This is a genomic window from Hymenobacter sp. AT01-02, assembly GCF_000961955.2.
GTDB lineage: Bacteria > Bacteroidota > Bacteroidia > Cytophagales > Hymenobacteraceae > Hymenobacter > Hymenobacter mucosus.
Genome location: NZ_JZIR02000019.1, coordinates 61,827 through 73,603, shown reverse-complemented (window position 1 = coordinate 73,603; position 11,777 = coordinate 61,827). Strand labels below are relative to the sequence as shown.

13 protein-coding genes and 1 pseudogene are annotated in these 11,777 nt (G+C 56.2%); 10 read left to right on the top strand and 4 right to left on the bottom strand.

Translation table 11 applies throughout. The features are described from left to right. Positions 1–7: 7 nt before the first annotated feature. The 4 genes from VI25_RS08925 to VI25_RS08910 all read right to left on the bottom strand — a co-directional run bounded on the left by VI25_RS08925 (position 8) and on the right by VI25_RS08910 (position 3,542). Complete coding sequence (locus VI25_RS08925) at positions 8–931, bottom strand: DUF5777 family beta-barrel protein (protein WP_055562438.1); 924 nt, start codon at positions 929–931, stop codon at positions 8–10. A 66-nt stretch (positions 932–997) separates the two neighbouring features. Continuing rightward, positions 998–1,543, bottom strand: coding sequence for a YceI family protein (locus VI25_RS08920; protein WP_052695194.1), 546 nt, complete (start codon positions 1,541–1,543; stop codon positions 998–1,000). A 51-nt stretch (positions 1,544–1,594) separates the two neighbouring features. Beyond that, a complete protein-coding gene (locus VI25_RS08915) occupies positions 1,595–1,966 on the bottom strand; it encodes a hypothetical protein (protein WP_045688482.1) in 372 nt (123 codons plus the stop codon). A gap of 763 nt (positions 1,967–2,729) precedes the next feature. After that, positions 2,730–3,542 (bottom strand): murein L,D-transpeptidase catalytic domain family protein, encoded by an 813-nt coding sequence (locus VI25_RS08910; RefSeq protein WP_052695193.1) that lies wholly within the window; start codon positions 3,540–3,542, stop codon positions 2,730–2,732. Positions 3,543–3,951: 409 nt separating this feature from the next. Here VI25_RS08910 and VI25_RS27705 point away from each other — a divergent pair, with 409 nt between their 5' ends. From VI25_RS27705 to VI25_RS25770, 10 genes and pseudogenes are all read left to right on the top strand, one after another. Beyond that, a complete protein-coding gene (locus VI25_RS27705) occupies positions 3,952–4,275 on the top strand; it encodes an Hsp70 family protein (RefSeq protein ID WP_262489935.1) in 324 nt (107 codons plus the stop codon). A gap of 23 nt (positions 4,276–4,298) precedes the next feature. Continuing rightward, positions 4,299–5,806 (top strand): annotated as a pseudogene (locus tag VI25_RS28845) (Hsp70 family protein). A 206-nt stretch (positions 5,807–6,012) separates the two neighbouring features. Then, a complete protein-coding gene (locus tag VI25_RS08900; protein WP_045688481.1) occupies positions 6,013–7,221 on the top strand; it encodes an anhydro-N-acetylmuramic acid kinase in 1,209 nt (402 codons plus the stop codon). A gap of 121 nt (positions 7,222–7,342) precedes the next feature. Then, positions 7,343–8,056, top strand: a complete 714-nt coding sequence (locus VI25_RS25800; protein ID WP_201783276.1) for a carboxypeptidase-like regulatory domain-containing protein — start codon at positions 7,343–7,345, stop codon at positions 8,054–8,056. Then, positions 8,014–9,519, top strand: coding sequence for a TonB-dependent receptor plug domain-containing protein (locus VI25_RS27700; RefSeq protein ID WP_201783275.1), 1,506 nt, complete (start codon positions 8,014–8,016; stop codon positions 9,517–9,519). Before VI25_RS25800 ends, VI25_RS27700 begins: the two co-directional genes overlap by 43 nt. Then, the gene (locus VI25_RS25790; RefSeq protein ID WP_201783274.1) at positions 9,441–10,394 is read left to right on the top strand and encodes a hypothetical protein; all 954 of its coding nucleotides are present in this window, start codon (positions 9,441–9,443) and stop codon (positions 10,392–10,394) included. Before VI25_RS27700 ends, VI25_RS25790 begins: the two co-directional genes overlap by 79 nt. A 26-nt stretch (positions 10,395–10,420) precedes the next feature. Then, positions 10,421–10,630: a hypothetical protein gene (locus tag VI25_RS25785; RefSeq protein ID WP_201783273.1), complete on the top strand. Its 210-nt coding sequence runs from the start codon at positions 10,421–10,423 to the stop codon at positions 10,628–10,630. Further along, on the top strand, positions 10,603–10,884 hold the full coding sequence (locus VI25_RS25780) for a hypothetical protein (RefSeq protein ID WP_201783272.1): 282 nt from the start codon (positions 10,603–10,605) through the stop codon (positions 10,882–10,884). Before VI25_RS25785 ends, VI25_RS25780 begins: the two co-directional genes overlap by 28 nt. After that, complete coding sequence (locus tag VI25_RS25775) at positions 10,854–11,411, top strand: hypothetical protein (protein WP_201783271.1); 558 nt, start codon at positions 10,854–10,856, stop codon at positions 11,409–11,411. The genes VI25_RS25780 and VI25_RS25775 overlap by 31 nt, the downstream gene beginning before the upstream one ends. Further along, positions 11,402–11,749, top strand: coding sequence for a RagB/SusD family nutrient uptake outer membrane protein (locus tag VI25_RS25770; protein ID WP_201783270.1), 348 nt, complete (start codon positions 11,402–11,404; stop codon positions 11,747–11,749). The genes VI25_RS25775 and VI25_RS25770 overlap by 10 nt, the downstream gene beginning before the upstream one ends. Positions 11,750–11,777: the final 28 nt, after the last annotated feature.

Here is an 11,777-nt window from a genome sequence, read left to right as displayed (position 1 = left end):
GGCCTGCCTACTTGCGGAAGCCTTCTTTCGGCCGAATAGTGAAGTTGCGGTTCACGTTGAAACCGAAGTAGATGTCGCCGTTAAAGAAGTTGCCGCGGGTATTGGCTACAAAGTGGTTCTCAATCATACCCTGCGAGTTGGTCACGTGCAGCTGAAAAATGTGTCCTCCGGTTTCGATATCGAAGCCCAGCGCTAGGGCATTGCGCACGCCAGTGGGCATAGTGCCTGGTACCAGGTAGTAGTACTCAGCGTTGATGGAGGTGCGCTTGGTGAGTTTCTGGCGTCCGCCAACCCCAATGGCGTACACGTCATTCGACTGTGTATTGTCCTGCACCAAGTTGCGGTGAATCAGCGTCGGCATCAGCTGCAACGACAGGTTGGGGCTGAACTTACGCGCAATCAGGGCCTGGTAAGAGTAGGTAAGGCGCCGCGGCACCGTATACCACGACCGGTCGTCGCGCAGCATATTCATGGCCGAGCTGGCAAACAGCGTAAGGCTTACCGGCATTATTTTGCTACCTGTCGTTTGGCGGATGGCGCGGTATTTCACAAAGCCATCCAGCGTTTTCTCGATGGAGCTACGCCCAATACCTATTTCTAGCTTATTCGTGAGGGCATACTCCAAGCCCAAGCGAATGGAAGCCTGATCGAGCCCGAAGAAGTTATAGGCGCCACTATTGATTGTGCCAAAGCGGTGCGAAATCAAAAACACCATAGTCCCTTGGCCCGGCGTTTCTACCGTGTGGCCGCTAATCAGGCGGGTGCTTTTGAAGGTAGCCGTTACGGGTTCTGGGGTAGTGACGGGCGTTTTCTGGTTTTCCAGCTGCCCAAGCAGGTCATCCTGAGCCCAGGCCGGTGCGGCCCAGGTAGCCAGCAGAAACACGAGGAAAGAGGCCAACCAGCCTCGGTAGTGAGGAAAAATTGTTTGCATAGAAAGAAAGCAAAAGCGGACAGTAACAAGGGCCGAAAAAGCGGCGCTACTTGCACGTAACAGGATTTATTTAACCGTGAGCTGTGATACTGCCTCGCACGTCATCACCACCTTGATGCCTACTATTTTGGCAATATTCTCACGTACTAGCAGGGGAATCTCAATGCCATAATCGGCGGGAGCCACGCTGAAATAGGCATTCACCATGAGTGTGCCTTTTTGCTGCTCTAGAGCTCCGGCAACGGTCATGTGCTTAGTTATGCCATGAATCGTCAAGTCGCCCTCCACTGTCACCCGTTGCGACTGGCCTTTAGCTAAGGCGGCGGCATCCAGGTCTAGTATTTTTCCCTTGAAGGTTGACTTTGGCAACTGGTCAGATTCCATGTAGTTCTCGTTGAAGTGCTCCTGCATGAGGGTGCGCTTGAACTGGAACGACTTGATGGGGATTACGAAGGCTATTTGGTGGCTTTGCAGATCTACCACTGCGGCAGCCTGCTCAGTATGAGCTTCGATATCTTCTAGGATGCTACTAGAAAAGAAGCTGACCGTTCCCTTTTGGGTCATGTATTTGCCCTGCGCCTGGCTGGTGGAGATACCTCCAATAACAAGCAACAGGCCACAGAGGGGTAAACGGAGGTAGTGAACCAAGCTGTGCATCCTACCTTAGTTGTTAGGTGCGCCAGCATCTACCCATTTTTGCAACAGCTCAATATCACAGTCCGACAGCTTCTTACCTCCCTGCGGCATGGGATTATAGCCAGGCAGGTGCTTTACATTTCCCATCAGCTCGCCTGAGCGGATGTACTTCTGGATTACAGAAAAGTCTTCCAGGTTGACGCTACCCGTCACGAGTACCGAATTGTGGCAGCTACGACAGTTTTGGGTTAGCAGAGGCGAGATGGAAGCGCTATAGGAAACTACATCGGGAGTAGTACATGGCACCTTGGGGCCCGCTATTTCATCTGCCTTATCGTAGGCGCAGCTGCTGAGAAAGAGCATCAGCAGCGCACTCAAAACAGTAGAGAGTTTAATCATTGAATGGATGTGCAGGAGAAGAGTAGCACAAGCTTTTGGGATAGCGCGGGCTTACTCGTGTAAAGGATATAAGGAGCAGAGAGGCTATACCAGCATAGCCCGAGAACTCAGAAAAAGTAGATTGTCAGCAATACGGCTCGTGGAGCAGCCTCAACCTTTTGCCCGGAGGCAGGCTTGTTGGTAATAGCTTATTGGGAGATGGACGCAGATACTATGGGCATGGTACTATCTGTCCCATTATTGGAAAAAACTGGATTTCGCACTGCTGATGTAGTGAGTGATAGTTACGGGAGCAAGCATCTGTTGAAACCCACGTCTGTTACCAATTTGCGTGGATTCCAGCCACATTCGCTGCCTATTGCCTTGCGTAAGCAACAAAGGAACGACTTGCCGATTTTGATCATAATGGGAATATTAATCCCATTATGCTACTCAAAACTACAGGGTTTACATTCCAAAGTATCAAACGATAGTTGCCTTTTAGCTGAACAGTATAAATCACCCGATAAAGTATGTACGTACCACGATTAACCGTTTAATTCATATTTTTAACTATTCTAATTATTTTTATAACTTATTATATTAAAATAAACGCAACCACTTATATACTACGTATATAAATCCAGCACGTGAGGATTTTTACAATCCTGACTAGCTACGAATAACATTCCCAATCAACGCCTTCTCACCGAATAGTCTAAATACCGCATTAGACCCAATTAGAATCGTTATCCAATTGAGACCACATGAGTAAATAAGAAAGTTATTTCCAACCCTGCGTCGCGAACTGCCGAGCAGCTACGGCGCCATCTAGCCACTTCGATTCCAGGCCGGGGCCGCTGAGGTAGAGGCACCCTCCCTCCCCCACGGCATGGATGATGGCGCGATATAGATCAGGCGGCAGGGCGGGGCAGCCCCGGCTGTACCCGGCCTGCCCGTAGCGCTGTACGTGCTGCTTACTCACGTAGTCGGCGGCGTGCAGCACCACGTACCGACGCAGGGCATTATCATTTTGTCCAACATCGAGGCCACGGAGACGGCGAGAAAGGCCGTGCTTGCCCTGGTAAGTATCCTGCGTGCGGTAGAAGCCCAGCGCCGTACACGCCGATTTCATCACGTTGGAAAAGTGCTCAGCCCGTAAGTGGCCCGAGCCGCGGCCGTGTGCCACGTGGCTGTGCTGCAGTACCTCGCCTTTGTTTAGGTCGAGCACCCAGAGTCGTTTTTCAGAGGAAGGCAGGTCCATATCAGCCACAGCCAGCACGCCAGGGTGACTCACGCGTCCCGTTTGGCGTAAATTAAGGTAGCCTACGCAAGCGCGCTCTAACACTGGCAGGCGTAGTCCCGCCGCTTCAGGCCCCAACTGCGCGTAGAGGTTTTGCACAGCCCGGCGAACAGAGTCGGGAAGCGTGGGCAGCGGCGCTATGGGTGTCAGGCGGAGAGAATCGGGCAGACTAGCTTCCACAACCGCCACGGCTGAATCGGTGGTAGTAGCTCGGGCGCTCAGCACAGCCGATTGTTGCTCCGCAATGGCCTCGCCTGCCGATGATTGGCAGTTACTCAGACCGGCCAGCAACATACTCGCAAGTATCCCTCCCATCCATCGACGCCAGATACCCACAGAAGAGTAATACTTATATTTCATACGTAGGCAGCACCATTCGCCGGACCAAAATCAGCATTTAAGAGGCCTAAAACAAAAAAACGGTATCTGTACCCCACGCAACAGGCCACCTTAGCACGTAGCGCAATGGGTGAAGTGCCGCGCCAGAACCAGCGCAGGCCCCTGAAATCTGTAGCGGGTAGCACCGCCCCTGGAAGTAATGGCTCCAGCGCCTGGCACAACTGCCGAGCCTCAACACTTTGCCCGCCCGACACCGAGGGCACTTTTCTTCGCTACTTTTGTGCCTTTCGGACCGGCTAGCTGTTATAGCGGCTCTCTCCTTCCTAATTCGCTTTGTCTGCGCGCTCTGGCGCGTTCTTCATCTATGGCTAAAGTCGCAATCAATCTTTCCACCGGAAGCCTCCAGCAGGAAGAAATCATTGTAGGCATTGATTTGGGCACTACCAATTCTTTGGTGGCCTACATTCACCCCGATACTCGCCACCCCTTGGCTATTAATGACCAGGGGCGTGGTACTATTGTGCCCTCTATTGTGCACTTCCCGGCCGGCCAAGATCCTATTGTAGGTACCGAAGCTCGGGAGTATCTGCTTACTGACCCGCAAAACACCATCTACTCGGTGAAGCGTCTGCTGGGCAAAAGCTACCAGGACTTGGGCACGCATGCTGCGACCTGGGCTACAAGGTAATCGACGACAACTCCGAGGGCCTGGTGAAAATTCGGGTAGGCGAGAAGTTCTACTCCCCCATTGAGCTATCGGCCGAGATTTTGAAGGAGCTGCGCGCCCGCGCCGAGCACGCTCTGAAAACGCCCGTGAACAAGGCCGTTATTACGGTACCGGCCTACTTCAACGACTCCCAGCGCCAAGCCACCCGCGACGCCGGCCGCCTGGCTGGCTTGGAGGTGTTGCGCATCGTGAACGAGCCCACGGCAGCTGCGCTGGCTTACGGCATTGGCCTTTCGCCCGATGAGGAAAAGACTGTGGCCGTGTACGACTTGGGCGGCGGTACTTTCGACATCAGCATTCTGCGCATTCAGCAGGGCATTTTTGAGGTTCTGAGCACCAACGGCGACACCTACCTGGGGGGCGATGACCTCGACCGCGCCATTATCAACCACTGGGCTGGCGAGTATCAGTTGGCTACCGTGCTGTTCCAGAACGCCGAGGCCCAGCAGCAGCTGCGCCTACTGGCCGAGCAGGCTAAGCGTCACCTCAGCACCAACGACTCGTTTGAGGCTGCTTTCGGTGACACTCGGCTGCCACTAACCAAGGCCAAGTTCAACGAGCTTGTGCAGCCATTGGTAGACCGCACCATTGCATCGTGCCGCCAAGCCTTGGCCGATGCCAAGCTCACCCAGAAGGACCTCGACGCCGTGCTGTTAGTAGGGGGCTCTACCGCGTGCCTTTGGTGTACGATTCGGTATCGGCGTTTTTCCAGCAGCCGGCCAACAACACGCTGAACCCAGACGAAGTGGTGGCCTTGGGCGCCGCCATTCAGGCCGACATTCTGGCGGGCAACCGCCGCGACGTGCTACTGCTGGATGTAACGCCGCTTACCCTGGGTATTGAAACCCTAGGCGGGCTGATGGACCCCATTATTCCGCGCAATTCGAAAATCCCCACTAAGGCCGGCCGTCAGTACACGACCTCCGTGGACGGACAGGTAAACCTGAAAATATCGGTGTACCAAGGCGAGCGGGACCTGGTGAAGGAAAACCGCAAGTTGGCCGAGTTTGACCTGCGGGGTATTCCGGCCATGCCCGCCGGCTTACCCAAGGTAGACGTAAACTTCATCCTGAATGCCGACGGTATTCTGAAGGTAGAAGCCATTGAGCTGCGCTCCAACACGCGCCAGGAGGTAGAAATAAAACCCCAGTACGGCCTCACCGATGAGCAGGTGGAGCAGATGCTCATGGATTCGCTTACCCACGCCCGCGAGGACGTATCGGCCCGCATGGTAATCGAGGCTCGTACTGTGGCCGAACAAATGCTTTACCAAGTGGAGCGCTTCGTGGCGAAAAATGGGCAGCACCTCACCCCCGAGGAAATCACGCAGACCACTGCGGGCGTTGATAAGCTGAAGCAGGCCCTTACTACGCAAGACAAGGACACCATTCTAAAAGCGGTAGACGAGCTGGAAGAGCTTACGCGCCCCTTTGCCGAACGCGTAATGAACATCAGCATCAGCCAAGCTATGGCTGGAAAGAAAATTCTGTAGCTTACCCTACCGCAGTATATTGAAGAGCCCCGCCTTTCAGAGCGGGGCTTTTTTGTTTTCTTTACCACGTGAGCACCGCAATAAGTGCCACTTACAAAACTGCCTATATGCAGCGCAAAGGCACCTTTTGAGCAATAAAGAGTACAAAAAATGTTTCTCCCTATTTCGGGCCTCTGCAATAGGTAGTAAACAGCACAAAACACCCCATGAATAGCTACCTCACTCGCTTGTATAGCATGGCTCAGCAACCAAGCCGCCGCATAGTGGGGCTGATGTCGGGCACATCACTAGATGGGCTGGATGTGGCCTTGTGCCGCCTCCACGGCCACGGTACTGCTACTAGGCTGGAGTTGGAGCATTTCGCTACTGTGCCCTACTCAAATGAGGTGCGCCGCCGTATTCGGGAAGTATTTGCGGGTGGACAGGTAAGCCTAGAATACCTTACCCTGCTTCACCCCTGGCTGGGCCTACTCCACGGCGACATGATTCTGCAATGCCTACAGGAGTGGCAGGTAGCGCCAGCGGCAGTAGACCTAGTAGCGAGCCACGGCCAAACGGTGTACCACGCCCCTCAACACCAGCACCAACACCCCGATTTTCCGCTCAACGCTACCTTGCAGCTTGGCGATGGTGACCACGTGTCGGTGCGCACTGGTATCATTACCCTCAGCGACTTCCGGCAAAAACATATTGCTGCGGGCGGTGAAGGAGCCCCATTAGCTGCCTACGGTGACTACCTGCTCCTGAGTAGCACGGAAGAAGAACGCCTCCTGCTTAACTTGGGAGGTATCGCCAACTTCACGTACTTACCTCGTGCAGGTCAAGATGCCAGCGCAGCATTCAGTACCGACACCGGCCCTGGCAACACGCTACTGGATGCCACAGTACGGGCCCACCACCCCATGCTAGCCTATGATGAAGATGGCCGCCTGGCTAGCGCGGGCCAGGTGCACGCAGGTTTGCTAACCGAGCTGCTAGCACACCCGTTCTTCGCCGCTCCCCTACCCAAAACTACCGGCCCGGAGCTATTCGGGCCAGCTTACTTGCGGTCAGCTCAAGAGCGCAGTGACACCTTAACCCTGGGCCTAGCTGATACCCTAGCAACCCTCACAGAACTAAGTGCCGTGGGCGTAGCCCAAGCCGCCCGGCAAGTATTCGGGTCCGAGCCAGCCTTGGCCGTGTACGCCAGTGGCGGGGGGGCCCACAATCCGGCTTTACAAGCAGCATTGCGCCGCCAGCTGCCGGCCTGCCGCTTCGCTACCACCGAGCAACTCGGTATCCTGCCCGATGCCAAGGAGGCTATCCTGTTTGCGCTCCTGGCAAATGAGGCAGTAGCAGGGCAACCCGTAAGCTTAGGAGCAGGCCGCCAGCGGGTACCGGCCGTGAGCATGGGCAAGATTTCTTTGCCCGGATAAGCAGGACACGGATAGCAGAAATACAAAGAGCTCTTCTTTTCGCTATGTTTAGTGGCTTGCTGCCCAAGCCTTAAGGCAGGGTAGTGAGCCGTTCTTTTTTCACTTCCTATCCTCTTTGTCTATGCCACATGCCTACTCCCTCATCGGGCGTCGGGGCCGCTGGCAGTGGGTAGTCTTGCTCCTGCTGCTGGGGCTAGGCTTACCTGCTGCGGCTCAGAATACCCGTTACACCATTCGCGGCCGCGTGACCGATGCCCGGGCTGAGGCGTTGCCTGGTGCTACGGTGCGCTTACTAAACACAGTGCTCGGCGCTAGCTCTACTAGCGAGGGTACTTATGAGCTAACGGCTACGGTCAGCGCAGGCACTTACCAGCTTGAAATCAGCTCCGTGGGCTACACTCCCCAGCGCCGCCAAGTGGTTTTGGGCAGCGAGACGACCGTGGTAGTGCCGGAAGTATCCCTGCGAGACGACTTGGTACAGCTAAATGATGTAGTAGTAACGGGCACTTCGGTGGCTACTAGCAAGAAACAACTCGGCAACACCATTGCTACGGTGAGTGGCGACGAGCTACGCGCTACGGTGCCTACCCAGATAGACCAAGCGCTGCAAGGCAAGTTTGCGGGTGTGCAGATCAACCAGAATTCCGGTAACCCCGCGGGCGGCATCTCGGTACGCCTGCGCGGAGCTAGTACGGTAGCAGGCTCCTCCGATCCGCTCTACATCGTGGACGGCGTGATTGTCAACAATGATTCGCCCCAGCTGCTAGACCTGGGCGCTACGCCCAAAACCGCTTGGTTGACATCAGCCCCAATGATGTGGAGCGCATTGAGGTGATTAAGGGTGCCGCCGCAGCTGCCATTTATGGTTCCCGGGCGTCCAACGGGGTAGTACAGATTTTCACCAAGCGCGGCAAAGAAGGCAAAACTCAGGTAACGGTTTCGTCTCAGCTTTTGGTGTCGCAGCTGCGCAAGAAACTCGACTACAACGACTACCCCTTCCGTTACGTCAACCTCACCGACAACGCGAACCGGACCCAGGAGGCTGTAACGCGGTACGACTACCAGGATGACATCTTCCGCACGGCCGTAGGCACCGACAACTACGTGTCGGTAACGGGTGGTACTACGACTACCAAGTACTTCGCCTCCGGTAATTATTTCCGCAATCAGGGCATTGTAGACAACACCGATTTTAACCGGGGCGGGGGGCGCGTGCGCCTGCAGCAGGCGCTAGGCAGCAAAGTAAACCTGAGTGTTGGGGCCAACTACACGCTCAGCCGCAGCCACGAAATCCCCAACGGTGGTATCAACGAGGCATACGGGGCGCTTACTGGCTTCATCTTCGCCAACAACTACATTAACCCCCAGCGCGATGCCGCTACCGGGCGCTACCCCAGCACTTCTCCGCAAGCCATTGTGCTGCGCACGAACCCTCTGGAAGCTATCAACCGCTTTAAGTTTCAGCAGCAGACCTCCCGTTTTATTGGCGATGCTCAGTTGAACTTTACCCCCTTTGCCGGCTTCACCATTGACTATGTGCTGGGCTACGACGCCAGCACCCAGGTAGGCACGGCTTTCATTCCGCCGGGCAACACCACGCCCTCCTACGGCGCTGGCTACTCCCGCCGCGCCGACCGCACCGCCTACCTCGTCAACCAGGACCTTACCCTGAGCTACCGCCGCGACCTAGCCGAGTGGCTAACCAGCACCACCACCGCCGGCGGTACCTTGCAATACGACCAAGCCGTGAGTACGGGTCTGCTGGCCACCCAGCTGGCGCCACTCATTGAGATTATCAGCGGCACCATTGTACCAGCCGAAGCCCGGCAGGAGCGCGTTATTCGGGGTGCTTTTGTGCAGCAAACGTTCGGGCTGGGCAACCGTTTGTTTCTTACTGGCGCGGCGCGGGTTGATGCCTCATCGGTATTTGGCCCCAGCAACCGGACGCAGTTCTACCCTAAGGTGAGCGGCTCCTACGTTATTTCTGAGGAAAGCTTCTGGAAAGATGGTGCCCTTAGCCAGGCCATACCCCAACTGAAACTACGGGCTTCCTACGGCCAAACGGGCAACCAAACGGGCATTGGCGCCTACCAGCGGTTCACGAACTATAATGCCTCTACCCTGGGCACACTGCCAGGCTGGTGCCCGCCACCCTGCGCGGCAACAATGACCTGGGCCCGGAGCGGCAGGCGGAGTTTGAATTTGGTTTTGATGCCAGCTTGCTCAAGGACCGCCTGGGCTTCGAGGTTTCCTACTTTGACAAGCGCGTGTACGACCTGCTGCTCCAGCGCGACCTAGCCTTTAGCTCGGGCTTCAGCAGCCGCTTCGAAAACATCGGCAACATGACCAACCGGGGCATTGAGGTGCTGGTGCGCGCTACGCCGGTGCAGACGCCCGCCGTGCGCTGGAACATCACGGGCACCTTCACGCACAACCGCAACCGCATTACAGACATTCCGGGTGGTCTGCTCACTTTCGCCGAAGGCTTTGGGCAGGTAGCGGCAGTAGAAGGCCAGCCCCTGGGCACCTACTACAGCACGTATTTTGCCCGCAACCCCGATGGGTCGCTGCTGCTCACGCCGGCCGGCTTGCCTCAGCGCGAGCGAGGAAGCCAAGGCACTAATGGGCAGCCCAACACGCCCCAGCGCGCCGCCGATGGACAGCCCTCCGGCACTATTCTAAACAAGGTCATTGGCAACCCTAACCCGCAGTACGTGGCGTCTCTTATCAACGAGGTGAGCCTGCTCAACAACCGCCTAACGCTACGCCTACAGTTCGATACCCAGCAGAACTTTGATGTATTCAACTTCACTAAGCGCGTAGGCGACCGGGATTTGTACGGCTCCCTGGCGGGCTACGAGCCCGAACTACGCGGCGAAGTACCCAAGGGAACCAGCACTGCCCTGTTTGCTATCTTCGAGAACTGGATTGAAGACGGCTCCTTTGTAAAGCTGCGCGAGGCCTCGGCTAGTTACTTACTCACGCCCAAGTTTCTGGGTATGCGCGACCTGCGTCTTTCCCTGGCTGGCCGTAATCTGCTCGTGTTTACGGACTACTCGGGCTATGACCCTGAAGTAAACGCAGCAGGCCAGAGCAACGCCGTGCGCGGCTTCGATTTTGTAGAAGTACCCATTCCGCGCTCCGTATCGGTGGGCCTGAATGCATCCTTCTAATGGTTGGTCTTTTCTTCGCTAGTGATATGAACGTTTCATTTTGCACGTGGCGCCGGACGGCGTGGCGTGCCCTCTTCGGTACCCTTCTACTAGCTACCAGCGCCTGCAATATTGACGTGGTAAACCCCAACGCGGCCACCGACGTCCAGACGCTCTCTACCCGTGAAGGCGTATTTGCCTCAGCATCGGGCTACGGCAGCAGTACTCCGTGTCGGCCCTGGAGCCCCTTCTTCTGACTACCGGTACTACTGCCCGCGAGGTAAAGGGTATTTCCACATTCATCAACGTAGTGGAGCTGGAAGCTGGCGGCACTGGCCTCACGCCTAACAATGGCAATACTTCAGCCCTGTATGCTCGGCCCTACCGCGTCATTGAAATTGCACGCCAGCTTATTGAAGCGGCTCCGGGGGTGCTTGGCGCTGATGCCGGGGCCCGGAGTGGCGTATTGGCGCACGCTACTTGTTTAATGCCGCTGCGCTGGCCGAACTAGCTACTGGTTTCGAGCAAGGCCCTGTAGTTACTGATGCCACTAACCGCGCTTCGTTTGTATCCCGCCAGCAACTTCTAGCCGAAGCCGTACGCCTGCTAGACCTAGCGGCACAGGAGCTGGCAACCACTGCGCCGTCGGCTGAATTCACAACTCAAGTAACTGGTACTAGCTTCAACCTACCCAACACGGTGCAGGCCTACCGGGGCCGTATCAACCTGATGGCGGGCAACTATGCGGCGGCTCTTGCAGCGGCCAACCTGGTGTCGCTGACGGTGCGCTCTGCTTTCACGTACAATTCGCTCAATCCAAATCCCATTTATCAGGCGGTTACTGTTACGCGTAATTTCGCTCCGCGAGGCAACTTTGGCCTGCCCGCAGGTTTCGTAGAAGCAACCGACCGGCGCCGTGCTTTCTACCTCACGGGTCCGCGCATTACGAGCGGCACCGATAGCCTCCGCACCTTAGGCGGCTTCTTCACTTCCTTAACCAGTGAAATACCAGCTACCTACCTGATGAGATGCGCCTGATCCGAGCGGAGGCAAACCTGCGAGCCACGGCCCCTAACCTCACGGCTGCTTTGGCAGACATCAATGCGGTGCGCACGCAGACCACCGGTGACCCGTGGGGTGTTCATGCTGGTTTAGCAGCCTACAGTGGCCCCGTAACCGTAAACGACCTGCTGCTGGAAGTGTACAAGCAGCGCAGCGTGGAGCTGTATTTGTCCGGCTTGCGCTTGGAAGACAGTCGCCGGTTTGGGCGGCCAGCACCGCCAACCAGCTTTGCTGAGCGGACCCGCAATTTCTACCCCTACCCCCAGCAAGAGCGCGTTAACAACCCCAATACTCCTGCTGACCCTGCCATCTAATCCAAACTTACACGCGAAAGGCCCCCAA

What these genes read in the sequence shown, in the direction of transcription:
- VI25_RS08925 (WP_055562438.1), bottom strand. Translation starts at nt 931, where the DNA reads ATGCAAACAATTTTTCCTCACTACCGAGGCTGGTTGGCCTCTTTCCTC.
- VI25_RS08915 (WP_045688482.1), bottom strand. Translation starts at nt 1,966, where the DNA reads ATGATTAAACTCTCTACTGTTTTGAGTGCGCTGCTGATGCTCTTTCTC.
- VI25_RS08910 (WP_052695193.1), bottom strand. Translation starts at nt 3,542, where the DNA reads ATGTTGCTGGCCGGTCTGAGTAACTGCCAATCATCGGCAGGCGAGGCC.
- VI25_RS27705 (WP_262489935.1), top strand. Translation starts at nt 3,952, where the DNA reads ATGGCTAAAGTCGCAATCAATCTTTCCACCGGAAGCCTCCAGCAGGAA.
- VI25_RS08900 (WP_045688481.1), top strand. Translation starts at nt 6,013, where the DNA reads ATGAATAGCTACCTCACTCGCTTGTATAGCATGGCTCAGCAACCAAGC.
- VI25_RS25800 (WP_201783276.1), top strand. Translation starts at nt 7,343, where the DNA reads ATGCCACATGCCTACTCCCTCATCGGGCGTCGGGGCCGCTGGCAGTGG.
- VI25_RS25785 (WP_201783273.1), top strand. Translation starts at nt 10,421, where the DNA reads ATGAACGTTTCATTTTGCACGTGGCGCCGGACGGCGTGGCGTGCCCTC.
- VI25_RS25770 (WP_201783270.1), top strand. Translation starts at nt 11,402, where the DNA reads ATGCGCCTGATCCGAGCGGAGGCAAACCTGCGAGCCACGGCCCCTAAC.